Origin of the sequence: Pseudomonas sp. B10 (genome assembly GCF_900156235.1) — a bacterium.
Classification (GTDB): domain Bacteria; phylum Pseudomonadota; class Gammaproteobacteria; order Pseudomonadales; family Pseudomonadaceae; genus Aquipseudomonas; species Aquipseudomonas siliginis.
The window spans coordinates 1,219,760-1,244,446 of sequence record NZ_LT707063.1 but is presented as its reverse complement, the minus strand read 5'-3'; the positions used below and the strand labels follow the sequence as shown (position 1 = coordinate 1,244,446).

Below are 24,687 nucleotides of genomic sequence, written 5' to 3'. Positions count from 1 at the left end.
GTTTCGGCATCAGGCCGAATGCCGAACCATGTCGACATGCGGAATCCCGGCCTCAAGAAACTCTTCGCTGACCAGGCTGAAACCCAGGCGCTCGTAGAACGCCGTGGCTTGCACCTGAGCGCTGAGCTTCTGTTGCTTCAGCCCGCGCGCTTCGGCTTCGGCGATGACCGCTTGCATCAGCGCGTCGCCGACCTTCATTCCGCGCCAGTCTTTGAGCACCGAAACCCGGCCGATATGGCCGTCGGGCAACAGCCGCGCAGTGCCGATTGGGAAGTCGCCTTCGAACGCCAGAAAATGCACGGCGGTCGCGTCATCGGCGTCCCACTCAAGCTCGGGTGGCACCGATTGTTCGGCGATGAACACCGTTTCACGAATGCGCCGGATCTCAGCGATATCCTTCTGCCAGTCTGCGACACGAACGCGAATTTTATTCATCGGCGAACCCCAGGCTTCCTTGCTTGACCAGTTCGCAGAGCAGGCTGCGGCCGTCTTCGTCGCTCAGCCACTCGCCGAGGTTGTCGGCGTGCAGGGCGTCAGCGGCGCAGATCAGCTTCAGCAGTTCGCGCAGCTTGCCCGGCAGGTAACGGCTCTGGCCACTGGCGAACAGCAGCAGATCGTCGTCGACTTCCGACCAGGCCAGGCGCGCGCTCGGGTTGCGGATCAGCACGGCGCCGTCCTGCAGGGCGGCGAGGAAGTCTTCTTCTTCGACGTCTTCCGGGCCGACCACCAGTTCCGGGTAGCGCGGCTCGGTCATGTACTGGCCGAACCAGGTCAGCAGCAGACGCTCGTCGCTCATGTGCTCGGCGAGCAGGCTTTTCAGGCGATCCAGCGCATCGTGTTGAATCTGGTGCGGATCGACCGCCGGCTTGGCGTCGGCATCGGTGTAGCGCTCTTCGTCGGTCAGGAACTGGCTGAGGAAGTCGGTGAAGTGGGTCAGCACTTCAGCGGCGCTCGGCGCGCGGAAGCCGACCGAGTAGGTCATGCAATTGTCGACCGCGACACCGCAATGAGCCAGACGCGGCGGCAGGTAGAGCATGTCGCCCGGCTCCAGCACCCATTCTTCGGTCTCGTGGAATTCAGCGAGGATGCGCAGGTCGGCGTGTTGCAGCAGCGGGCTCTCGGAGTCGCACATCTGGCCGATTTTCCAGTTGCGCTTGCCGTGGCCCTGCAGCAGGAACACATCGTAGTTGTCGAAATGCGGGCCGACGCTGCCACCCGGGGCGGCGAAGCTGATCATCACGTCATCGACGCGCCAGCTCGGCAGGAAGCGGAAGTTTTCCAGCAGTTCGCTGACTTCCGGCACGAACTGGTCAACCGCCTGCACCAGCAGTGTCCACTCTTTCTCTGGCAATTTGCTGAACTCGTCTTCGGCGAACGGGCCGCGACGCAATTCCCATGGGCGCTCGCCATGTTCGATGACCAGGCGCGATTCGACTTCTTCTTCCAGGGCCAGGCCGGCCAGTTCGTCGGCGTCGATCGGGCTTTCGAAGTCAGGAATCGCCTGACGGATCAGCAGCGGTTTTTTCTGCCAGTAGTCACGCAGGAATTCGCGTGCTGTGAGGCCGCCCAGAAGTTGAAGAGGAATATCGGAATTCATATGTAACCTATTGAAAAAAAGCACTTTTCAGACGGGAATAAAAACGCCCGGCGCGGCCGGGCGTCTCAAACGGAGCAAACGGTCGATCAGATGCGTTTGGCTTGTGCCACAGCGTTGCCGATGTAGTTGGCCGGGGTCAGTTGCTTGAGCTCGGCTTTGGCTTCGGCTGGCATGTCCAGGCCATCGATGAAAGTCTGCAACGCTTCAGGGCTGATGCCCTTGCCACGGGTCAGTTCTTTCAGCTTTTCGTACGGGTTTTCGATGTTGTAGCGACGCATCACGGTCTGGATCGGCTCGGCCAGGACTTCCCAGCAAGCGTCGAGGTCGGCGGCAATCTTCTGCTCGTTGAGCTCGAGTTTGCTGATGCCTTTGAGGCTGGCTTCGTAAGCGATCACGCTGTGGGCGAAGCCGACACCGAGGTTGCGCAGGACGGTGGAGTCGGTCAGGTCGCGCTGCCAGCGGGAGATCGGCAGTTTGCTCGCCAAGTGCTGGAACAATGCATTGGCGATACCCAGGTTGCCTTCGGAGTTTTCGAAGTCGATCGGGTTGACCTTGTGGGGCATGGTCGACGAACCGATTTCGCCAGCGATGGTGCGCTGCTTGAAATAACCCAGGGAGATATAGCCCCAGATATCACGGTCGAAGTCGATCAGGATGGTGTTGAAGCGCGCGATGGCGTCGAACAGTTCGGCGATGTAGTCGTGCGGTTCGATCTGCGTGGTGTACGGGTTGAAACCCAGGCCCAGCTCGTCTTCGATGAAGGCTCGGGCGTTGGCTTCCCAGTCGATCTGCGGATAGGCCGACAGGTGTGCGTTGTAGTTGCCAACGGCGCCGTTGATCTTGCCCAGCAGCGGCACGGCAGCGACCTGAGCGATCTGGCGCTCGAGACGGTAAACCACGTTCGCCAGCTCTTTACCCAAAGTGGTCGGCGAAGCCGGCTGGCCGTGGGTGCGCGACAGCATCGGCACGTCGGCGAAACGGATCGCCAGTTCGCGGATGGCGTTGGCGGTCTGGCGCATCAGCGGCAGCATCACGTCGTCACGGCCTTCGCGCAGCATCAGGGCGTGGGACAGGTTGTTGATGTCTTCGCTGGTGCAGGCAAAGTGGATGAATTCGCTGACCTTGGCCAGCTCCGGCAGCTTGGCCGCCTGCTCTTTGAGCAGGTATTCGATCGCTTTGACGTCGTGGTTGGTGGTGCGCTCGATCTCTTTGACGCGCTCGGCGTGCTCCAGCGAGAAGTTTTCAGCCAGTTCGTTGAGAACGGCGTTGGCCTCGGCGGAGAAGGCTGGCACTTCAGGGATGCCAGCGTGGGCGGCCAGGCGCTGGAGCCAGCGCACTTCAACCAGAACGCGGGCACGGATCAGGCCGTACTCGCTGAAAATCGGGCGCAGGGCCTGGGTTTTGCCGGCGTAGCGGCCGTCAACAGGGGAAACCGCAGTGAGCGAAGAGAGCTGCATGGGGTGTTCTCGGACAGTCGGGCAACGAAATGGGGCGCGTATCATACATGAAAAAATCCGCCGGTCCGTCGCCAACTGACCGGCGTATTACGCGTTACAGACTACAAAGCCTTCATGACGCGGCGTTTACTCGCTGCGCATCAACGGATAAAGCTCTTTGAGCAACTTGCGGCGGCTGATCACCAACTGCCAGCGATGACCACCGAGCTGACGCCACAGGCGCGCCGAGCGGATACCGGCGAGGAGCAGGGCGCGGATCTTCGAGGCATTGCTCGGCTGCTGCAGGTTGCGCATGTCGCCGTGCACCTGAATGCGCTGGCGCAGAGTGCTCAAAGTGTCCTGATACAACGCACCGCAAGCGGCGACGACGTTTTCGTGGGCCGGGCCAAAGTGCTCCACCTGCGACTGAATCTGCGGCAGGCGCTTGGCAATCGTCTCGAGCATGTCGTCACGCTTGGCCAGCTGTCGCTCCAGGCCGAGCATCGACAGGGCGTAGCGCAATGGCTCGCGCTGCAAAGTGCTTGGATCGCGCTCCAAAGCGCCGATCAATGCGCGATAACCCTCGCGCAGATTGATGTCGTCGCCGCCGTATACATCCAGCGTATCTTTTGGGTCGCGGACCAGCAGGCTGCCGAGCATGCAGCTCAGGCCCGCTTCGTTGGTCTGGCCGGTCTTGGCGATGCGATCGACCAGTACGGCGGCGAGAAACACACCGCCCAGCGCTGTCAGTTGCTCCTGAGTCGGGCTCATGCCTGGCCGCTCCACGGCTCGGCCACTTCGATCACGCCGCCGCCGAGGCAGATTTCACCGTCATAGAAAACCACCGACTGGCCCGGCGTCACCGCACGTTGCGGTTCGTCGAACACGGCGCGATAGCCGCTGGCGGTTTTTTCCAGGGTGCAGGCCTGATCGCTCTGGCGATAACGCACTTTCGCCGTCAGGCGCAGCGGCTGGCTCAGATCGATCGGATTGACCCAGTAGATTTCCGAAGCGAGCAGGGCGCTGGAGAACAGCCACGGATGGTTGTTGCCCTGGCCGACGATCAGCTCGTTGTTCTGCAGATCCTTGCGCAGCACGTACCACGGCTCGTCACCGGCATCTTTCAAGCCGCCGATACCGAGGCCCTGGCGCTGGCCGATGGTGTGGTACATCAAGCCGTGATGACGGCCGATGACTTCGCCTTCGGTGGTCTTGATTTCGCCCGGTTGTGCCGGCAGGTACTGCTTGAGGAAATCGCTGAAACGGCGCTCGCCGATGAAGCAGATCCCGGTGGAATCCTTCTTCTTGGCGGTGGCCAGTTCGTATTTCTCGGCAATCGCGCGCACTTCAGGCTTTTCCAGTTCGCCGACCGGGAACAGGGTCTTGGCGATCTGTTCGCCGCCGACGGCGTGCAGGAAATAACTCTGATCCTTGTTCGGATCGAGGCCTTTGAGCAGTTCGGTGCGGCCGTCGATATCACGGCGGCGCACGTAGTGGCCGGTGGCGATCAGGTCGGCGCCGAGCATCATCGCGTAGTCGAGGAACGCTTTGAACTTGATCTCGCGGTTGCACAGGATGTCCGGGTTCGGCGTGCGCCCGGCCTTGTATTCGGCGAGGAAGTGCTCGAACACGTTGTCCCAGTACTCGGCGGCAAAGTTGGCGGTGTGCAGCTTGATGCCGATCTTGTCGCAGACAGCCTGAGCATCCGCCAGGTCGTCCATGGCGGTGCAGTATTCCGTTCCGTCGTCTTCTTCCCAGTTCTTCATGAACAGGCCTTCCACTTCATAACCCTGCTCGATCAGCAGAAGGGCGGAAACGGAAGAGTCCACGCCGCCGGACATGCCGACAATGACGCGCTTCTTGGATGTGTCAGAAGGGGCTGGATCACGCATAGGGATTCAATGAGTGTCTTGGAAAAGGGCGCGATTCTATCAGGCTCGCGGCCGCAAGGCTAAAGAGAAGGGCGGATCAGTTCGAGGCTGAAGTGATGACCGGCCAGATAATCGTCGATGCAACGGATGATCAGTTCACTGCGCCAGTTGTCGCGCTGGGCGATTAATTCGTCGCGGGTCAGCCACTTGGCGCCAAGGATGCCGTCGTCGAGTTGGTAATCCGGGTGATGCTGCACGGCTTTGGCGCTGAAGCATATGCGCTGGTAAGTCACGCCGTTGCTCGGTGCGGTGTACAGATAAATGCCGATCACGCCTGTCGGCTCGACGTCCCAGCCGGTTTCTTCGAGGGTTTCGCGAATGGCCGCATCGATCAGGGTTTCATCCGGATCGAGATGGCCGGCGGGCTGGTTGAGCACATTGCGCCCACCTTTGTGCTCTTCGACCATCAGGAAGCGGCCGTTGTCCTCGACGATGGTGGCGACGGTGATGTGGGGGAGCCATTCCATAAAACCTTCCTCAATCTATTGGTTAAACCCCAATCCCTGTGGGAGCTGGCTTGCCAGCGATAGCGGTGGTTCAGTCACCATCCATGCTGGATGATAAACCGCCATCGCTGGCAAGCCAGCTCCCACAAAGTTTTGTGGTGATCACAAAACCCGGAAACACAAACCCCGGCACAAGGCCGGGGTCTGTTTAACTCTTTACAACCTTAAACCAGCGCAGCAATCGCCGCGTTGAAGGTTGCGCTTGGGCGCATGGCCTTGCTGATCAGCTCGGCGTCGGCGTGGTAGTAACCGCCGATGTCGACTGGCTTGCCCTGCACGGCGTTGAGCTCGGCAACGATGGTTGCCTCGTTCTCGGTCAGGGTTTTGGCCAGAGTCGCGAACTGCGCTTGCAGTGCAGCGTCTTCGGTCTGGGCAGCCAGGGCCTGAGCCCAGTACATCGCCAGATAGAAGTGGCTGCCGCGGTTGTCGATGTTGCCGACCTTGCGCGATGGCGACTTGTTGTTGTCGAGGAACTGGCCGGTGGCCTGGTCCAGGGTCTTCGACAGCACCAGTGCTTTCGGGTTGTTGTAGTTCACACCCAGGTGCTCAAGGGAAGCGGCGAGGGCAAGGAACTCACCCAGCGAATCCCAGCGCAGGAAGTTTTCTTCAACCAGTTGCTGCACGTGCTTCGGAGCCGAACCGCCGGCGCCGGTTTCGAACAGACCACCGCCGTTCATCAGCGGCACGATCGACAGCATCTTGGCGCTGGTGCCCAGTTCCATGATCGGGAACAGGTCGGTCAGGTAGTCGCGCAGTACGTTGCCGGTCACCGAAATGGTGTCCTTGCCTTCGCGGGTGCGCTGCAGGGTGTACTTCATCGCGTCGACCGGCGCCATGATCTGGATGTCCAGACCGCTGGTGTCGTGATCCTTCAGGTAGGCCTGAACCTTCTCGATCACCACGCCATCGTGAGCGCGCATCGGGTCGAGCCAGAAGATCGCCGGCGTGCTGCTCGCGCGAGCACGGTTGACGGCCAGTTTGACCCAGTCCTGGATCGGCGCGTCTTTGGTCTGGCACATGCGGAAGATGTCGCCGGCTTCGACAGCCTGTTCCATCAGCAGCTTGCCTTTGCTGTCGGTGACGCGAACAACGCCGTCAGCCTTGATCTGGAAGGTCTTGTCGTGCGAGCCGTACTCTTCGGCTTTCTTCGCCATCAGACCGACGTTCGGCACGCTGCCCATGGTGGTCGGGTCGAAAGCGCCGTTGGCTTTGCAATCTTCGATCACGGCCTGGTAGATGGTCGCGTAGCAACGATCCGGGATCACAGCCTTGGTGTCGTGCAGCTGACCGTCGGTGCCCCACATCTTGCCGGAGTCACGGATCATCGCTGGCATCGAGGCGTCGACGATGACGTCGCTCGGCACGTGCAGGTTGGTGATGCCTTTGTCGGAGTTGACCATCGCCAGCGAAGGACGAACGGCGTAGACCGCTGCGATATCGGCTTCGATCTGCGCTTGCTGCTCGGCCGGCAGGGCCTTGATGCGCGCGTACAGATCGCCGATGCCGTTGTTCAGATTGAAGCCGATCTGGTTCAGCACGTCAGCGTGCTTGGTCAGTGCGTCTTTATAGAACTCGGCAACGATCTGGCCGAACATGATCGGGTCCGAGACCTTCATCATGGTCGCTTTCAGGTGAACCGAGAGCAGCACGCCCTGGGCCTTGGCGCTTTCGATCTCGGCAGCGATGAACGCACGCAAGGCGTTTTTGCTCATCACGGCGCAGTCGAGGATCTCGCCAGCCTGAACGGTGGTTTTTTCTTTCAGAACGGTGGCAGCACCGTCCTTGGCGACCAGTTCGATCTTCACAGCGTCAGCGGCGTCGATCAGGACAGCTTTTTCGCTGCCGTAGAAATCGCCGGTGCTCATGTGCGCGACGTGAGACTTGGAATCCTTGGCCCAGGCGCCCATTTTGTGAGGGTGCTTGCGCGCGTAGTTCTTCACCGACAGTGGAGCGCGGCGGTCGGAGTTGCCTTCACGCAGAACCGGGTTTACGGCGCTGCCCTTGACCTTGTCGTAACGCGCCTTGGCGTCTTTGTCGGCGTCGCTGGTCACGGTTTCCGGGTAGTCCGGCAGGTTGTAGCCCTGCGCCTGCAGCTCTTTGATCGCGGCTTGCAGCTGTGGCACCGAAGCACTGATGTTCGGCAGCTTGATGATGTTGGCTTCAGGCGTAACGGCCAGGTCGCCCAGTTCGGCGAGGTGGTCGGCTACGGCTTTGTCGCCCAGTTGCTCGGGGAAGCTTGCCAGGATGCGCGCTGCAAGAGAGATATCGCGGGTTTCCACGGCGATATCGGCCGAGGCGGTGTAAGCCTCGATGATCGGCAGCAGGGAATAGGTGGCGAGGGCAGGAGCTTCGTCGGTGAAGGTATAGATGATCTTCGAGCGGGTGGGCATATTCGGATTAACTCTCTCTTCTTTGCTAAAGCGTGCGCAGAAACTCGAGGGGCGCCGGGTAAGCGCGTTCGTTCAAAGTCATCCATGAACCGAATGTCGAGATTCTTCGCGGTGATGTTGGGTGCATCAGTAGAGCGTCAAGCAGTCAGGCTGCGGTAACAACCCGACCAATCAGGCGGAAAGTCTCGTACTAGAGAGGCCAGCCGTCGTGACCCTGTGGTCAGCGGGCGGCATTATACATAGGTAGCTGGCAATCTGCCGATGGTTCATATGCAACGATTCTCGTCCATTGGTCTAAAGGTCGCAGGGCGCGACCGGGCAAAGACTCGTTACGAATGCTGGAGTTTGGCGCTTTTCCCTTTGCTTTCAGGCTTGTACGAAACGAGATGTGCGCGGCGCAGGAACATAGGGTTTGCGTGTTGATTCAACTGGGTTACGCTCGAAGCAAGCCAGGTGTTCAATCCAAACAATGGAGTTCAGCATGGGTTACAAGAAGATTCAGGTTCCAGCCGTCGGTGACAAAATCACTGTCAATGCAGACCATTCTCTCAATGTTCCTGATAACCCGATCATCCCCTTCATCGAAGGTGACGGTATTGGTGTCGACATCAGTCCGGTGATGATCAAGGTTGTCGATGCTGCTGTTGAAAAGGCCTACGGCGGCAAGCGCAAGATTTCCTGGATGGAAGTCTACGCCGGCGAAAAGGCCACTCAGGTTTATGACCAGGACACCTGGCTTCCGCAGGAAACCCTCGACGCGGTCAAAGATTACGTGGTCTCGATCAAAGGCCCGCTGACCACTCCGGTTGGTGGCGGTATCCGCTCGCTGAACGTGGCCCTGCGTCAGCAGCTCGACCTGTACGTCTGCCTGCGCCCGGTGCGCTGGTTCGAAGGCGTGCCAAGCCCGGTGAAAAAGCCCGGCGATGTCGACATGACCATCTTTCGCGAGAACTCCGAAGACATTTACGCCGGTATCGAATGGAAGGCTGGTTCGCCGGAAGCCACCAAGGTCATCAAATTCCTTAAAGAAGAAATGGGCGTCACCAAGATCCGTTTCGACGAAAACTGCGGCATCGGCGTCAAGCCGGTCTCCCGCGAAGGCACCAAGCGTCTGGCGCGCAAGGCTCTGCAATACGTGGTCGACAATGACCGCGACTCGCTGACCATCGTGCACAAAGGCAACATCATGAAGTTCACCGAAGGTGCCTTCAAGGAATGGGCCTACGAAGTGGCGGCCGAAGAATTCGGCGCGACGCTGCTGGACGGCGGTCCGTGGATGCAGTTCAAGAACCCGAAAACCGGCAAGAACGTCGTGGTCAAGGACGCCATCGCCGACGCCATGCTCCAGCAGATCCTGTTGCGCCCGGCCGAATACGATGTGATCGCTACGCTTAACCTCAACGGTGACTACCTGTCCGACGCGCTGGCGGCAGAGGTGGGCGGTATCGGCATCGCGCCGGGCGCCAACCTGTCCGACACCGTGGCGATGTTCGAAGCGACCCACGGTACCGCACCGAAATATGCCGGCAAGGATCAGGTCAACCCGGGCTCGCTGATTCTCTCGGCCGAGATGATGTTGCGTCATATGGGCTGGACTGAAGCGGCGGACCTGATCATCAAGGGCACCAACGGTGCGATCGGCGCGAAGACTGTTACTTATGATTTCGAGCGTTTGATGGATGGCGCGAAGCTGGTGTCGTCTTCCGGGTTCGGGGATGCGTTGATTTCGCATATGTAAAAGTTGCAGGTACGCAAAAACCGCCTGACTCGATGGGTTGAGTCAGGCGGTTTTTTTATGACCGAATGTTTTGAGGCTTCAACTGGTTGCCGTTTGTTTTTCCGTGGCAATCGCGCTCGGCGCCGAAGCGACTTCGACCGAAGTTATCTTCACGGCATGCAAGCCTTTGGGGCCTTGAACGATGTCGAATGTGACTGCCTGACCCGCTTTCAGGGTCTTGTACCCATCCATTTCAATGGCCGAGTAGTGGGCAAAGAAGTCAATGTCCTTGCCATCCTCATCGCGACCTTCCCGGGCATCGGTATTGATAAAGCCGAATCCCTTGGCATTGTTGAACCATTTCACCTTGCCGACAGCCATGCTCAAATCCCTCTGCAACAGACTCCATCGCTGGAGTATCATCCACGACATCCGCAATCGAATTCGATAAAAGAATTGACTCCGCGGATCTTTTTTACCCACTGTGGGCTCTATTGGTTGTAACACCGTTTTCCCGATAGTCAAGGTGACCGGGCAGTCGTAGTTGAAAACGTGTGCAACCGCCCCCACCACTGTATTCGCACAACTGACGAACCTTTTTTTCCATGCATGCAATCAGCCAGATTCGACTAACATTCAATCAGGATCGCCCGCTTCTCCAAAAGGATCTTCCACAGGAGCACGACGACGATTCGGCAGGCGTTGCTGTTCAGGAAGCAAAGCCCGCGTTACAGGCGCCGCCGATGTACAAGGTGGTTTTGTTCAACGATGACTACACACCGATGGATTTCGTCGTCGAAGTGCTCGAGGTGTTTTTTAACCTGAATCGCGAGCTGGCGACCAAGGTCATGCTGGCCGTCCATACAGAAGGACGGGCAGTATGTGGAGTGTTTACCCGCGACATCGCCGAGACAAAGGCCATGCAGGTCAACCAGTACGCCAGGGAAAGCCAGCATCCGCTACTCTGTGAAATCGAGAAGGACGGTTAATCGCCGACCACTTGGGTATGAGGTGAAGCTATGTTAAACCGCGAGCTCGAAGTCACCCTCAATCTTGCCTTCAAGGAGGCTCGTTCGAAGCGTCATGAGTTCATGACCGTCGAACATCTCCTGCTGGCCCTATTGGATAATGAGGCTGCCGCCACCGTTTTGCGTGCCTGCGGCGCAAACCTCGACAAACTCAAGCATGATCTGCAGGAGTTCATCGACTCCACCACGCCATTGATCCCCGTCCATGACGAGGATCGCGAAACCCAGCCAACCCTGGGCTTCCAGCGTGTCCTGCAGCGTGCTGTTTTTCACGTACAGAGCTCGGGCAAACGCGAAGTGACCGGCGCCAACGTGCTGGTCGCCATCTTCAGTGAGCAAGAGAGTCAGGCCGTGTTCCTGCTGAAACAGCAGAGCGTGGCGCGCATCGATGTCGTCAACTACATCGCCCACGGCATTTCGAAAGTACCGGGGCACGGCGATCACTCTGAAGGTGAACAAGATATGCAGGACGACGAGGGCGGTGAGTCTTCTTCTTCAGGCAATCCTCTGGATGCTTATGCCAGCAACCTCAACGAACTCGCGCGCCAGGGTCGCATTGATCCGTTGGTTGGTCGTGAGTCGGAAGTCGAGCGTGTCGCGCAGATCCTCGCGCGCCGGCGCAAGAACAATCCGCTGCTGGTGGGTGAGGCAGGCGTGGGTAAAACCGCGATTGCCGAAGGCCTGGCCAAGCGCATCGTCGACAATCAAGTGCCGGATCTGCTGGCCAATGCGGTTGTTTATTCGCTCGATCTCGGCGCTCTGCTCGCGGGTACCAAGTATCGCGGTGATTTCGAGAAGCGCTTCAAGGCGCTGCTCAATGAACTGAAGAAACGTCCGCAGGCGATCCTGTTCATCGACGAGATCCACACCATCATCGGTGCGGGTGCTGCGTCCGGTGGCGTGATGGATGCGTCCAATCTGCTCAAGCCGCTGCTGTCGTCTGGCGACATTCGCTGCATCGGTTCGACCACATTCCAGGAATTTCGCGGCATCTTCGAGAAGGATCGTGCCTTGGCGCGTCGCTTCCAGAAGGTCGATGTCGTCGAGCCATCGGTGGAAGACACCATCGGTATCCTGCGTGGCCTGAAAGGGCGTTTCGAGCAGCATCACAATATCGAATACAGCGATGAGTCGTTGCGTGCCGCTGCCGAACTGGCGTCGCGCTACATCAATGACCGGCACATGCCGGACAAGGCCATCGACGTGATCGACGAGGCGGGCGCCTACCAGCGTCTGCAACCGGTGGAAATGCGCGTCAAGCGAATCGAAGTGCCACAGGTCGAGGACATCGTCGCGAAAATCGCGCGGATTCCGCCGAAGCACGTCACCAGTTCCGACAAGGAGCTGCTGCGTAACCTGGAGCGTGACCTGAAGCTGACGGTGTTTGGTCAGGACGCGGCGATCGATTCGCTGTCGACTGCGATCAAGCTGTCCCGTGCCGGGCTCAAATCGCCGGACAAGCCGGTCGGTTCGTTCCTGTTTGCCGGGCCTACCGGTGTCGGTAAAACCGAGGCCGCGCGACAGTTGGCCAAGGCACTGGGCATTGAGCTGGTGCGCTTCGACATGTCCGAGTACATGGAACGGCACACCGTATCGCGTCTGATCGGTGCGCCTCCAGGGTATGTCGGTTTCGACCAGGGCGGTCTGTTGACCGAAGCGATCACCAAGCAGCCGCATTGCGTATTGCTGCTCGACGAAATCGAGAAGGCGCATCCGGAAGTCTTCAACCTGCTGTTGCAGGTCATGGACCACGGCACGCTGACCGACAACAACGGGCGCAAGGCGGACTTCCGCAATGTGATCGTGATCATGACCACCAACGCCGGTGCCGAGACGGCAGCGCGGGCTTCGATCGGTTTCACCCATCAGGACCACTCGTCCGATGCGATGGAAGTGATCAAGAAGAGCTTCACGCCGGAATTCCGTAACCGTCTGGACACCATTATCCAGTTTGGTCGCCTCAGTCATGAGGTCATCAAGAGTGTGGTGGACAAGTTCCTCACCGAGCTTCAGGCGCAGTTGGAAGACAAGCGTGTGTTGCTTGAGGTTACTGATGCTGCGCGTAGTTGGCTGGCGGCGGGTGGTTATGACTCGGCGATGGGCGCACGTCCGATGGCGCGTCTGATCCAGGACAAGATCAAGCGTCCGCTGGCGGAGGAGATTCTGTTTGGCGAACTGGCCGAGCATGGCGGTGTGGTGCACATCGACATCAAGGATGGGGAGTTGACGTTCGACTTCGAAACTACTGCGGAAATGGCCTGACGGCTTGATGTGGATTGGAAAGGCGCCTTCGGGCGCCTTTTTGTTGTCCGGTGTTTTTGGGCTCTGGGTGTATATCCGTTGCTGCGGTGATGGCTTATTACGGTTTCGCCTTTACGGCGAGTCACCTTTTTCAAACGCCAAAAAGGTAACCCAAAACGCTTGCTCCTACGTTCGGCCCTCGCAGGCTCGGGTTCCTTCGCTGCGGGACTGATCCGGGCGCAGCGGCTCCGGTTTGCTCCGCTGCACCTACACTCGCTGTGTCTGGCTGCGCCAGACGGTCGCTGCGCTCCCACGCCCGGATCAATCCCTCCGCTCAGCCTTCCGACGTCGCCGGTGGATCAACAGCAAGATCAAAAGCACTCGAGCTTGCGCTCATTGTTGAGTGGGTCGACTTCGCCGCGGGCAGCTGCGCTGCTTGCTTTTCTGTGGGAGCGAGCCTGCTCGCGAAGGCGGCCTGCTGGTCAACCCGTCTCTATCGAATTCACGCGATCCAAGCGTAGGGGCTGCCGGAGGCTGCGATCTTTTGATTTGCATGCTGTAAGCGCGAAACCGCCAGCGGCAACACCCGCAGCAACGATTAAGTCCCCAGCCTCCAAACCTCAAAACGCAGACACAAAAACGCCCGGCATAAACCGGGCGTTCTGTATTGACTTGATTAACGAGCGCGGTAAGTGATCCGCCCTTTGCTCAAGTCATAGGGCGTCAGCTCGACGCGCACTTTGTCACCGGTAAGAATACGAATGTAGTTCTTGCGCATCTTGCCGGAAATATGCGCGGTTACGACGTGCCCATTTTCCAACTCCACACGAAACATGGTGTTGGGCAGGGTGTCGACGACAGTGCCTTCCATTTCGAAGCTGTCTTCTTTCGACATGCAGTAAAGCCCTCGGTATCCAATGAATGGCCCGGTGCAACTGCGCCAGGCAAAAGCGGCGTGCATTGTGCCCGAAAAATGGTGTTTACGCCAAGGGGTTTAGGCCGCAGGTTCAGTTCAGGATGACCCAGCGCTGATTGATCAGCAATTCGATGGGCCGATATTGCGTCTTGTAGTTCATCTTTTTGCAGTTCTTGATCCAGTAACCCAAGTACACGGCCTCAAGGCCCAGACGCTGGCTCTCGGCGATTTGCCAGAGGATTGCGTAACGGCCGAGGCTGCGGCGTTCTTCGTTCGGTTCGTAGAAGGTGTACACCGCTGACAAACCGTTGGGCAGCAGATCGGTCACCGCCACCGCGAGCAACCGTCCGTCGAGTCGAAACTCGTAGAAGCGCGAGAAGGGCAGGTCACGCACCAGGAACGTCGAGAACTGATCGCGGCTTGGCGGGTACATGTCGCCGTCAGCATGGCGCTGTTCTATGTAGCGCTGGTACAGGTCGAAATATTCTTCGCTGAAGTGCGGTTTGACCGGCTGCACCTGCAAATCCGCGTTGCGTTTGTAGATGCGCTTTTGCTGGCGATTGGTGATGAATTGTGCGGAGGGAATGCGCGCAGGCACGCACGCATTGCAATTCTGGCAATGCGGCCGGTACAGATGATCGCCGCTGCGGCGAAAGCCCATTTCCGACAGGTCTGCGTAGACATGCACATCCATGGGCTGACTCGGGTCGAGAAACAGCGTCGTGGCCTGCTCCTCGGGCAGATAACTGCAAGAGTGGGGCTGAGTGGCATAAAACTTCAAACGCGCCAACTCGGTCATGAATCAACCCTCGGGATAAGCTGGTGGATTAAGTGTAAGCCACCTGCGCAAAAGTCGCTCAGCAAACCCAGGTCGCTGAATTCGGTTGATCTAGATGGCGCTGCAGATAGTCGGCGAATTCGCCGCGCGGAATCGACCGCGCACCGAGGCTGTGCAGGTGATCGGTCGGCATCTGGCAGTCGATCAGCACAAATCCGGCGGCTTTCAAATGCTGGACCAGCGTGGCAAAGCCATATTTGGACGCGTTGTCAGCGCGGCTGAACATCGACTCGCCAAAAAACAGTTGGCCCATCGCCAGGCCGTACAGGCCGCCGACCAGCTGTCCCTCGTCCCAGACCTCAACCGAATGAGCGAAACCGCGCCGATGCAATTCTACGTAAGCATCCTGCATGGCCTCGGTGATCCAGGTGCCGTCGGCGTAATCACGCGGTGCAGCGCAGGCGCGGATGACGGCGTCGAAGTCCTGATCGAAGGTCACTTGATAGCGTTGCTTGCGCAGCAGCTTGCCGAGACTGCGCGAGACGTGCAGTTCGTCGGGAAACAGCACGGTACGCGGATCCGGCGACCACCAGAGAATGGGTTGGCCTTCGGAAAACCAGGGGAAGCAGCCATGGCGATAGGCCTGGATCAGTCGGTCTGCCGACAGGTCGCCGCCGGCGGCGAGCAATCCATTCGGCTCGCGCATGGCTTTTTCCAGTGGAGGAAAGGTCAGAGAATTACGTTGTAACCAAGTCAGCATGGCATCCAGGCTTGCAGAAGGGGAGGGCGGTCAGGGGCGTGCAGGCCCCGCGAAAGAGTTTGCCGCGAAACAGCGCCGCTGTCCTGCACAGTTGTCTGCTGCAGTAAGCATTGAGCTGCAACTTGATGTGTCGCCCGTGGTCGTAAGCGTCGCCGTGTCGATGCTCTTGAGCATTCATGTGAGCCTGATCCGGCCAGGTTCGCTACGATCATCAAATACAGCTCATAAGCCTTTGTCACAAAAGGCAATGCATGCTCCAATTGCAAGGCATTGCGTGTGCGGTTGGCTATGCTCAAGGCTGGGGCCTCAGACATGGCATCGGGCGCACAAACCCGTACAATGCCGGGTTGTGACAGGCATTTCGCTGCGCACAGTGTTTATGGCTGTGTTTATAAAACCAGTGGCACAGTGTTAAAAGTAGTCCCAGTTGAGCTTTTCACCTTTTTTACCTGCCTGGATTGGGCAGTTTTTTATCGTCATTCAATAGATGGACGCGCCTCGGGCGCAGGAAAAGAAGCGTTTTGAAGAAGACCACCGAAGCACCCAAAACAGTCGTTCCGCTCTGGCGCCAGCAACTGCACTACCGGCTCAAGGAAGGTGCATTGATCGCCATTGGCGCTTTGTGCCTGTTCCTGATGATGGCTTTGCTGACTTACGGCAAGGACGACCCGGGCTGGAGCCATAACAGCAAGATCGACGATGTGCAGAACTTCGGTGGCCCGGCCGGCTCGTACAGCGCCGATATCCTGTTCATGGTGCTCGGTTACTTCGCCTATATCTTCCCGTTGCTGCTGGCGATCAAGGCGTACCAGATATTTCGTCAACGCCACGAACCATGGCAGTGGAGCGGCTGGCTGTTTTCCTGGCGTCTGATCGGCCTGGTATTCCTCGTGCTCTCCGGTGCTGCGTTGGCGCACATTCATTTCCATGCCGCGACCGGTCTGCCGGCCGGCGCTGGCGGTGCCCTGGGCGAAAGCCTTGGCGATCTGGCGAAGAATGCGCTGAACATTCAGGGCAGCACGCTGCTGTTCATCGCGCTGTTCCTGTTCGGCCTGACCGTGTTCACCGACCTGTCGTGGTTCAAGGTGATGGACGTCACCGGCAAGATCACCCTCGATCTGTTCGAGCTGTTCCAGGGCGCGCTCAACCGCTGGTGGTCGGCGCGCACTGAACGCAAGCAACTGGTTGCGCAACTGCGTGAGGTTGATGACCGCGTCCACGATGTGGTCGCACCGACTGTCACCGACAAACGCGAACAGGCCAAGGTCAAGGAACGCCTGATCGAGCGTGAGCAAGCGTTGAGCAAGCACATGTCCGACCGCGAGAAGCAGGTGCCACCGGTGATCGCGCCGGCACCGGCCAAGGCGCCGGAGCCGAGCAAGCGCGTGCAGAAAGAGAAGCAGGCGCCGTTGTTCGTCGACAGCGCGGTCGAAGGCACCTTGCCGCCGATCTCGATTCTTGATCCTGCGGAAAAGAAACAGCTCAACTATTCGCCTGAGTCCTTAGCGGCGGTCGGCCACTTGCTGGAAATCAAGCTCAAGGAATTCGGCGTCGAAGTCACCGTTGATTCGATCCATCCGGGTCCAGTGATTACCCGATACGAAATCCAGCCTGCCGCCGGGGTAAAAGTCAGCCGCATCGCCAACCTCGCCAAGGACCTGGCACGTTCGCTGGCGGTGACCAGTGTGCGGGTGGTCGAGGTGATTCCGGGCAAGACCACTGTCGGTATCGAGATTCCCAACGAAGACCGCCAGATCGTACGTTTCTCCGAGGTGCTGTCGACCCCCGAGTACGACAACTTCAAATCCCCGGTCACCCTGGCGCTCGGTCATGATATCGGCGGCAAGCCGGTCATCACCGACCTGGCGAAGATGCCGCACTTGCTGGTGGCCGGTACCACCGGTTCCGGTAAGTCCGTGGGCGTGAACGCGATGATCCTGTCGATCCTGTTCAAGTCCGGGCCTGACGACGCCAAGCTGATCATGATCGACCCGAAGATGCTTGAGCTGTCGATCTACGAAGGCATTCCGCACCTGCTCTGCCCGGTTGTGACTGACATGAAGGACGCTGCCAACGCCTTGCGCTGGAGCGTTGCCGAGATGGAGCGTCGCTACAAGCTGATGGCGAAAATGGGCGTGCGTAACCTCTCCGGCTTCAACGCCAAGGTCAAGGAAGCCCAGGATGCCGGCGAGCCGTTGAGCGATCCGCTGTACAAGCGCGAAAGCATTCACGACGAAGCGCCGCTGCTGCAGAAACTGCCGACCATCGTCGTAGTGGTGGACGAATTTGCCGACATGATGATGATCGTCGGCAAGAAGGTTGAAGAACTGATCGCGCGTATTGCGCAAAAGGCGCGTGCGGCGGGGATTCACTTGATTCTTGCGACCCAGCGCCCCTCGGTGGACGTGATCACTGGTCTGATCAAAGCCAACATCCCGACACGTATGGCGTTCCAGGTATCGAGCAAGATCGACTCGCGAACCATCATCGACCAGGGTGGCGCCGAGCAACTGCTCGGTCACGGTGACATGCTCTACATGCCGCCGGGCACCAGTTTGCCGATCCGGGTTCACGGCGCGTTCGTCTCCGACGATGAGGTTCACCGTGTGGTCGAGGCCTGGAAACTGCGCGGCGCGCCGGAATACAACGACGATATCCTCAACGGTGTTGAAGAGGCAGGCAGCGGCTTTGAAGGCAGCAGTGGTGGTGGCGACGGTGATGATCCGGAAGCCGACGCGCTGTATGACGAAGCGGTGCAGTTCGTCCTCGAAAGCCGTCGCGCGTCTATTTCCGCTGTGCAGCGCAAGCTGAAGATCGGCTACAACCGCGCCGCGCGGATGATCGAGGCGATGGAGATGGCCGGCGTCGTTACCTCAATGAACACCAACGGTTCGCGTGAAGTCCTGGCCCCTGGCCCGGTACGCGACTGAAACGCAACGACTCGGGTGGCGCAATGACGCGCCACCCGCTTTCCCACGAGTATTCAAGAGGACTCTCATGCGCCTTATCCGCATGCTGTTGCCAGTACTGGCGCTGACCACACTCACGGCCCACGCCGATGAAAAGGACGTGGCGCGTCTGACCCAATTGCTCGAAACATCGAAAACCCTGTCGGCGAACTTTTCGCAGTTGACCCTCGATGGCACCGGCACCCAGTTGCAGGAAACCACCGGCAACATGACCTTGCAGCGTCCGGGCCTGTTCTACTGGCACACCAATGCGCCGGCCGAGCAGACCATGGTCTCCGATGGCAAGAAAGTCACCCTGTGGGACCCGGATCTGGAGCAGGCAACCATCAAGAAGCTCGATGAGCGTCTGACCCAGACGCCGGCCCTGCTGCTGTCCGGTGATGTCTCGAAGATCAGCCAGAGCTTCGATATCAGCGCGAAAGAGGCGGGCGGCGTGATCGACTTCACACTGAAGCCGAAAACCAAGGACACCCTGTTCGACAATCTGCGCCTGTCGTTCCGCAACGGCCTGCTCAATGACATGCAACTGATTGACAGCGTCGGCCAGCGCACCAATATCCTGTTTACCGGGGTCAAGGCCAACGAAGCGGTGCCAGCGTCGAAATTCAAATTCGACATTCCCAAGGGTGCCGACGTTATCCAGGAATAAACACCGGCCCTTTGTGTCAGGGCCTTTGTGGTGAGGGCCTGCTATTGAGGGGCTATTGTGGCGAGGGGATTCATCCCCGTCCGGCTGCGCAGCAGTCGTCGCTTTTGGGGCCGCTTCGCAGCCCAACGAGGATAAATCCCCTCACCACAGGTACTTCAGCAGATTTCAGAAAATCAGAGGTTTCAACGCTACGTGATGGATCTGTTTCGCAGTGCACCGATTGCCCAACCCTTGGCCGCCCGTCTGCGTGCAGCCAATCTGGATGAGTACGTCGGTCAGGAACACGTGCTCGCTCGCGGCAAGCCTCTGCGTGAGGCGCTGGAGCAGGGCGCGCTGCATTCGATGATCTTCTGGGGACCGCCGGGCGTGGGCAAGACCACCCTGGCGCGCTTGCTCGCAGAGGTCTCCGATGCGCACTTCGAAACGGTCTCGGCGGTGCTCGCCGGGGTCAAGGAAATCCGCCAGGCCGTTGAAATCGCCAAGCAGCAGGCCGGCCAGTACGGCAAGCGCACGATCCTGTTTGTCGACGAAGTCCATCGCTTCAACAAGTCGCAGCAGGACGCGTTTCTGCCGTACGTTGAAGATGGCACGCTGATCTTCATCGGCGCCACCACCGAAAACCCTTCGTTCGAACTGAACAACGCCTTATTGTCGCGGGCCCGCGTTTACGTGCTGAAAAGCCTCGACGAAGCGGCCTTGCGCAAACTGGTGCACCGCGCACTCACCGAAGAGCGCGGCCTGGGCAAGCGCAACCTGACCCTGAGCGATGAAGGCTTCCAGATGTTGCTGTCGGCCGCCGATGGCGATGGCCGGCGTCTGCTCAATTTGCTGGAAAACGCCTCTGATCTGGCAGAAGACAACAGCGAAATCGGCATCGAGCTGCTGCAAAGTCTGCTCGGTGATACGCGCCGGCGGTTCGACAAGGGCGGTGAAGCGTTCTACGACCAGATCTCGGCGCTGCACAAATCCGTGCGCGGTTCCAACCCTGACGGCGCGTTGTACTGGTTCGCGCGGATGATCGACGGCGGCTGTGATCCGCTGTATCTGGCCCGGCGCGTGGTGCGCATGGCCAGCGAAGACATTGGCAACGCCGACCCGCGTGCGCTGAGCCTGTGCCTGGCGGCGTGGGAAGTGCAGGAGCGTCTCGGCAGTCCCGAAGGCGAATTGGCGGTCGCCCAGGCCATCACTTATCTGGCCTGTGCACCGAAAAGCAATGCGGTGTACATGGGCTTCAAAACTGCACTGCGCGCTGCGGCTGAGAACGGCTCGCTGGAAGTGCCGCTGCATTTGCGCAATGCACCGACCAAGCTGATGAAGCAATTGGGTTACGGCGACGAATACCGCTACGCCCATGATGAACCGGATGCCTATGCCGCCGGTGAAGACTATTTCCCGGAAGAACTCGAGCCGATTCCGTTCTATCAGCCAGTGCCCCGTGGCCTGGAGTTGAAGATCGGCGAAAAGCTCAATCACCTCGCTCAGCTCGATCGTCTGAGCCCTCGGCAGCGGAGAAAATAGTGGTTCCATTGATACTCGCAGTGTCGGTCGGCGGTGTTGCCGGCACCTTGTTGCGCTTCGCCACCGGTAATTGGGTCAGCGCCAATTGGCCGCGGCACTTCTATACCGCGACGCTGGCCGTTAATATCGTGGGCTGCCTGCTGATTGGCGTGTTGTACGGGCTGTTTCTGATACGCCCGGAGGTGCCGATCGAGGTGCGCGCCGGGTTGATGGTCGGCTTCCTCGGGGGGCTGACGACTTTTTCATCCTTTTCACTGGATACGGTGCGCCTGCTGGAAAGCGGGCAAGTGTTGCTGGCCCTGGGCTATGCCGCACTCAGCGTATTCGGCGGGCTGCTCGCAACGTGGGCCGGCCTGTCCCTGACCAAACTTTGATAACGAGAAACCGACATGCTCGATTCCAAACTGTTACGTAGCAACCTTCAGGACGTAGCGGACCGCCTGGCTTCCCGTGGCTTTGCCCTGGACACCGCGCGCATCGAAGCGCTGGAAGAACAGCGCAAGACCGTCCAGACCCGCACTGAAGCACTGCAGGCTGAACGTAACGCGCGTTCCAAATCCATCGGGCAGGCCAAGCAGCGCGGTGAAGACATCGCGCCTCTGATGGCGGACGTCGAGCGCATGGCGGGCGAGTTGAGCGCCGGCAAGGTCGAGCTGGACGCGATCCAGACCGAACTGGATTCGATCCTGCTCGGTATCCCCAACCTGCCGCACGAATCGGTTCCGGTCGGCAAGGACGAAGACGACAACGTCGAAGTGCGCCGTTGGGGCACCCCGACTCAGTTCGATTTCGAAGTCAAAGACCACGTCGCCCTTGGCGAGAAGTTCGGCTGGCTGGACTTTGAAACCGCCGCCAAGCTGTCCGGTGCTCGTTTCGCCTTGTTGCGTGGCCCGATCGCGCGTCTGCATCGTGCACTGGCACAGTTCATGATCAACCTGCATGTCACCGAACATGGCTACGAAGAGGCTTACACGCCTTATCTGGTTCAGGCTCCGGCGCTGCAAGGTACCGGCCAGCTGCCGAAGTTCGAAGAAGATCTGTTCAAGATTGCCCGCGAAGGCGAAGCCGATCTGTACCTGATTCCAACCGCCGAAGTGTCACTGACCAACATCGTTGCCGGCGAAATCGTCGATTCGAAACTGCTGCCGATCAAGTTTGTCGCCCACACCCCGTGCTTCCGCAGCGAAGCCGGTGCGTCGGGTCGCGACACGCGTGGGATGATCCGCCAGCACCAGTTCGACAAAGTCGAAATGGTCCAGATCGTCGAGCCATCGCAATCGATGGAAGCGCTGGAAGGCCTGACCGCCAACGCCGAAAAAGTCCTGCAACTGCTCGGTCTGCCTTACCGCACCCTGGCGCTGTGCACCGGCGACATGGGCTTCAGCGCGGTCAAGACCTACGATCTGGAAGTGTGGATTCCGAGCCAGGACAAGTACCGCGAAATCTCCTCGTGCTCCAACTGCGGCGACTTCCAGGCGCGGCGCATGCAGGCGCGTTTCCGCAACCCGGAAACCGGCAAGCCTGAGCTGGTGCACACCTTGAACGGCTCCGGCCTGGCGGTCGGTCGTACTCTGGTGGCGGTGCTGGAAAACTACCAGCAGGCCGACGGTTCGATCCGCGTGCCGGACGTGCTCAAGCCGTACATGGGTGGCCTTGAGGTCATCGGCTAAATGAAATATCTGCCGCTGTTTCACAACCTGCGCGGCAGTCGTGTGTTGGTTGTCGGTGGGGGGGAAATTGCCTTGCGCAAATCCCGCCTGCTGGCCGATGCCGGTGCGCTGCTGCGGGTGGTCGCACCTGAAATCGAAACGCAACTGGCTGAACTGGTCGCTGCCAGCGGCGGTGAATGCCTGTTGCGCGGTTACGCCGAAACGGATCTGGACGGTTGCGGGCTGATCATTGCCGCTACCGACGACGAAACGCTCAACGCGCAAGTCTCCACCGACGCCCACCGCCGTTGCGTGCCGGTCAACGTGGTCGATGCGCCGGCCTTGTGCAGCGTGATCTTCCCGGCGATCGTCGATCGCTCGCCGCTAATCATTGCCGTCTCCAGCGGCGGTGATGCTCCGGTACTGGCACGTCTGATCCGCGCGAAAATCGAAACCTGGATTCCTTCGACCTACGGTCAATTGGCAGGGCTGGCTGCGCGTTTTCGCAATCAGGTGAAAAACCTGTTTCCAGACGTTCAGCAGCGTCGCGGCTTCTGGGAAGACGTTTTCCAGGGCCCGATTGCCGATCGTCAACTGGCCGGGCAGGGCGCTGAAGCCGAGCGCCTGTTGCAGGCCAAGGTCGATGGCGAACCAATGGTCACCACTGGCGAGGTTTATCTGGTCGGTGCTGGTCCGGGTGATCCGGATCTGTTGACCTTCCGCGCACTGCGTCTGATGCAGCAAGCCGATGTGGTGCTCTATGACCGCCTGGTGGCGCCGGCGATTCTCGAGTTGTGCCGTCGCGATGCCGAGCGGGTGTATGTCGGCAAGCGGCGCTCCGAGCACGCCGTGCCGCAGGATCAGATCAACCAGCAACTGGTCGATCTGGCCAAGGCCGGCAAGCGTGTGGTGCGGTTGAAGGGCGGCGATCCGTTTATCTTCGGCCGCGGTGGCGAAGAGATCGAAGAACTGGCGGCCCACGGTATTCCATTCCAGGTGGTTCCGGGCATTACGGCAGCCAGCGGTTGCGCTGCTTATGCGGGGATTCCGCTGACCCACCGTGACCATGCGCAGTCCGTGCGGTTTGTCACTGGCCACTTGAAGGATGGTTCCACCGATCTGCCATGGGCCGATCTTGTCGCCCCGGCGCAGACGCTGGTGTTTTACATGGGCCTGGTGGGTTTGCCGATCATCTGTGAGCAGTTGATCAAGCATGGTCGCGCGGCGGATACCCCGGCGGCGTTGATTCAGCAGGGCACTACAGTCAATCAGCGGGTTTTCACCGGCACGCTGGCGGATCTGCCGCGAATGGTGGCGGAGCATGAAGTGCATGCGCCGACTCTGGTGATCGTCGGCGAAGTGGTGCAACTGCGCGAGAAGCTGGCGTGGTTTGAAGGGGCTCAAGCGCAGGTCTAAACGCCGCGTCGCCCCGATCGCTGGCAAGCCAGCTCCCACAGGTATTGTGTCAAAGCTGCAATCTTCAGCGTTACACAAGACCTTGTGGGAGCTGGCTTGCCAGCGATGGCGCCCTTAAGAGCTGCTCGAATTTCAACCCCGGCGCCAAACCCCTTTCCCGATCAACCGCTCGCGATCATGCGCTACGCTGAAATCCTGCTGCGGCCCCTTCGGCACTACACCGGTCGGGTTGATGGTCTTGTGGCTGCCATAGTAGTGATGCTTGATGTGCTGGAAATCCACCGTCTCGGCAATCCCCGGCCACTGATACATCTCGCGCAGCCAGTTCGACAGATTCGGGTAATCGGCAATCCGCCGCAGGTTGCACTTGAAGTGCCCGTGATACACCGCGTCAAAGCGAATCATCGTGGTAAACAGGCGCACGTCGGCCTCAGTCAGGTATTCCCCGCTCAGGTAGCGATTGGCACCCAGCAGTTGCTCCAGATGATCCAGTTCGGCGAAGACTTCATCGAACGCCTGTTCGTATGCCTGTTGCGAGGTGGCGAACCCGGCACGATAGACACCGTTGTTCACCGCCGGGTAGATCCGCTCGTTCAGCGCATCGATTTCGTTGCGTAGCGGCGCCGGGTAGAAGTCCAGATCGTTGCCAGTGATCCCGTCGAAGGCGCTGTTGAACATGCGAATGATTTCCGCCGATTCATTGCTGACGATGCGCTTGAGTTTCTTGTCCCACAGCACTGGCACCGTCACCCGCCCGGTGTAATCAGGCGTGTCGGCGGTGTATCGCTGATGCATGAAATCGAAGCCATCGAGTTTGTCGCCTGTCGAACCGAGCGCCTTGTCGAAGGTCCAGCCGTTCTCCAGCATGAGCCAGCTGACCACCGACACGTCGATCAGACTTTCCAGCCCTTTGAGTTTGCGCAGGATCAGCGTGCGATGCGCCCAAGGGCAGGCGAGGGAAACATAGAGGTGATAGCGCCCGGCTTCGGCAGTGAAACCGCCTTCACCGCTGGGGCCTGGTTGACCGTCGGCGGTCACCCAGTTGCGGCGTTGCGCTTGTTCGCGCTGGAACGCGCCGTCCTTGCTGCTTTCGTACCACTTGTCCTGCCAGTGGCCGTCGACGAGTAAACCCATGATCAAGACTCCCAAAACCAATATTCGTTGGAGTCGAGTCTATTCCGATGAG

At 59.4% G+C, this 24,687-nt stretch carries 21 protein-coding genes; 9 read left to right on the top strand and 12 right to left on the bottom strand.

Annotated elements, in window-relative coordinates; genetic code table 11:
- Positions 1–9: 9 nt before the first annotated feature.
- From BXA01_RS05585 to BXA01_RS05555, 7 genes are all read right to left on the bottom strand, one after another.
- Entirely contained in the window at positions 10–435 is a 426-nt protein-coding gene (locus tag BXA01_RS05585; RefSeq protein ID WP_016775275.1) for a GNAT family N-acetyltransferase, read from the bottom strand.
- Positions 428–1,597: a ribosomal protein uL16 3-hydroxylase gene (locus BXA01_RS05580; RefSeq protein ID WP_016775274.1), complete on the bottom strand. Its 1,170-nt coding sequence runs from the start codon at positions 1,595–1,597 to the stop codon at positions 428–430. The genes BXA01_RS05585 and BXA01_RS05580 overlap by 8 nt, the downstream gene beginning before the upstream one ends.
- 86 nt (positions 1,598–1,683) lie before the next feature.
- The gene (gene purB, locus BXA01_RS05575) at positions 1,684–3,054 is read right to left on the bottom strand and encodes an adenylosuccinate lyase (RefSeq protein ID WP_003223822.1); all 1,371 of its coding nucleotides are present in this window, start codon (positions 3,052–3,054) and stop codon (positions 1,684–1,686) included.
- 126 nt (positions 3,055–3,180) lie between these two features.
- Positions 3,181–3,804 carry a high frequency lysogenization protein HflD gene (hflD, locus tag BXA01_RS05570; RefSeq protein WP_039763308.1) on the bottom strand — a complete coding sequence of 208 codons (624 nt, stop codon included), beginning with the start codon at positions 3,802–3,804 and terminating at the stop codon, positions 3,181–3,183.
- Positions 3,801–4,925, bottom strand: a complete 1,125-nt coding sequence (mnmA, locus tag BXA01_RS05565; RefSeq protein WP_076563523.1) for a tRNA 2-thiouridine(34) synthase MnmA — start codon at positions 4,923–4,925, stop codon at positions 3,801–3,803. The genes hflD and mnmA overlap by 4 nt, the downstream gene beginning before the upstream one ends.
- 59 nt (positions 4,926–4,984) lie before the next feature.
- Positions 4,985–5,431, bottom strand: a complete 447-nt coding sequence (locus BXA01_RS05560; protein WP_076563522.1) for an NUDIX hydrolase — start codon at positions 5,429–5,431, stop codon at positions 4,985–4,987.
- A 203-nt stretch (positions 5,432–5,634) separates the two neighbouring features.
- Entirely contained in the window at positions 5,635–7,860 is a 2,226-nt protein-coding gene (locus BXA01_RS05555; RefSeq protein ID WP_076563521.1) for an NADP-dependent isocitrate dehydrogenase, read from the bottom strand.
- Positions 7,861–8,341: 481 nt separating this feature from the next.
- Between BXA01_RS05555 and icd the strand changes: the two genes are divergently transcribed.
- Positions 8,342–9,598: an NADP-dependent isocitrate dehydrogenase gene (icd, locus tag BXA01_RS05550; RefSeq protein WP_024013414.1), complete on the top strand. Its 1,257-nt coding sequence runs from the start codon at positions 8,342–8,344 to the stop codon at positions 9,596–9,598.
- Between the two features lie 78 nt (positions 9,599–9,676).
- On the opposite strand, the gene BXA01_RS05545 is transcribed toward icd, so the two are convergent.
- The gene (locus BXA01_RS05545; protein WP_076563520.1) at positions 9,677–9,958 is read right to left on the bottom strand and encodes a cold shock domain-containing protein; all 282 of its coding nucleotides are present in this window, start codon (positions 9,956–9,958) and stop codon (positions 9,677–9,679) included.
- Between the two features lie 224 nt (positions 9,959–10,182).
- On the opposite strand from BXA01_RS05545, the gene clpS reads away from it, so the two are divergent.
- Both clpS and clpA read left to right on the top strand, forming a co-directional pair.
- Positions 10,183–10,566 (top strand): ATP-dependent Clp protease adapter ClpS, encoded by a 384-nt coding sequence (clpS, locus tag BXA01_RS05540; RefSeq protein ID WP_011334948.1) that lies wholly within the window; start codon positions 10,183–10,185, stop codon positions 10,564–10,566.
- Positions 10,567–10,596: 30 nt separating this feature from the next.
- Positions 10,597–12,867: an ATP-dependent Clp protease ATP-binding subunit ClpA gene (gene clpA / locus BXA01_RS05535; protein ID WP_016775266.1), complete on the top strand. Its 2,271-nt coding sequence runs from the start codon at positions 10,597–10,599 to the stop codon at positions 12,865–12,867.
- Positions 12,868–13,522: 655 nt separating this feature from the next.
- Here the strand turns inward: clpA and infA are convergent.
- From infA to aat, 3 genes are all read right to left on the bottom strand, one after another.
- On the bottom strand, positions 13,523–13,741 hold the full coding sequence (gene infA, locus BXA01_RS05530; RefSeq protein WP_002553999.1) for a translation initiation factor IF-1: 219 nt from the start codon (positions 13,739–13,741) through the stop codon (positions 13,523–13,525).
- A 112-nt stretch (positions 13,742–13,853) separates the two neighbouring features.
- The gene (locus tag BXA01_RS05525; RefSeq protein ID WP_041477071.1) at positions 13,854–14,561 is read right to left on the bottom strand and encodes an arginyltransferase; all 708 of its coding nucleotides are present in this window, start codon (positions 14,559–14,561) and stop codon (positions 13,854–13,856) included.
- A 58-nt stretch (positions 14,562–14,619) separates the two neighbouring features.
- Positions 14,620–15,300, bottom strand: coding sequence for a leucyl/phenylalanyl-tRNA--protein transferase (aat, locus tag BXA01_RS05520; RefSeq protein WP_076563519.1), 681 nt, complete (start codon positions 15,298–15,300; stop codon positions 14,620–14,622).
- A 521-nt stretch (positions 15,301–15,821) separates the two neighbouring features.
- Here aat and ftsK point away from each other — a divergent pair.
- The 6 genes from ftsK to cysG all read left to right on the top strand — a co-directional run bounded on the left by ftsK (position 15,822) and on the right by cysG (position 23,501).
- On the top strand, positions 15,822–18,230 hold the full coding sequence (gene ftsK / locus BXA01_RS05515; protein WP_076563518.1) for a DNA translocase FtsK: 2,409 nt from the start codon (positions 15,822–15,824) through the stop codon (positions 18,228–18,230).
- A gap of 67 nt (positions 18,231–18,297) precedes the next feature.
- Positions 18,298–18,918, top strand: a complete 621-nt coding sequence (gene lolA / locus BXA01_RS05510) for an outer membrane lipoprotein chaperone LolA (RefSeq protein WP_016775262.1) — start codon at positions 18,298–18,300, stop codon at positions 18,916–18,918.
- Positions 18,919–19,113: 195 nt separating this feature from the next.
- Positions 19,114–20,436 (top strand): replication-associated recombination protein A, encoded by a 1,323-nt coding sequence (locus BXA01_RS05505; protein ID WP_051600478.1) that lies wholly within the window; start codon positions 19,114–19,116, stop codon positions 20,434–20,436.
- Entirely contained in the window at positions 20,436–20,810 is a 375-nt protein-coding gene (gene crcB, locus BXA01_RS05500; RefSeq protein WP_016775261.1) for a fluoride efflux transporter CrcB, read from the top strand. Before BXA01_RS05505 ends, crcB begins: the two co-directional genes overlap by 1 nt.
- Before the next feature lie 15 nt (positions 20,811–20,825).
- Entirely contained in the window at positions 20,826–22,106 is a 1,281-nt protein-coding gene (serS, locus tag BXA01_RS05495; protein WP_024013408.1) for a serine--tRNA ligase, read from the top strand.
- Positions 22,107–23,501: a siroheme synthase CysG gene (gene cysG, locus BXA01_RS05490; protein WP_041477064.1), complete on the top strand. Its 1,395-nt coding sequence runs from the start codon at positions 22,107–22,109 to the stop codon at positions 23,499–23,501.
- A 132-nt stretch (positions 23,502–23,633) separates the two neighbouring features.
- Here the strand turns inward: cysG and BXA01_RS05485 are convergent, their stop codons facing one another.
- Positions 23,634–24,635 (bottom strand): glutathione S-transferase family protein, encoded by a 1,002-nt coding sequence (locus BXA01_RS05485; RefSeq protein WP_076563517.1) that lies wholly within the window; start codon positions 24,633–24,635, stop codon positions 23,634–23,636.
- Between the last annotated feature and the right edge of the window lie 52 nt (positions 24,636–24,687).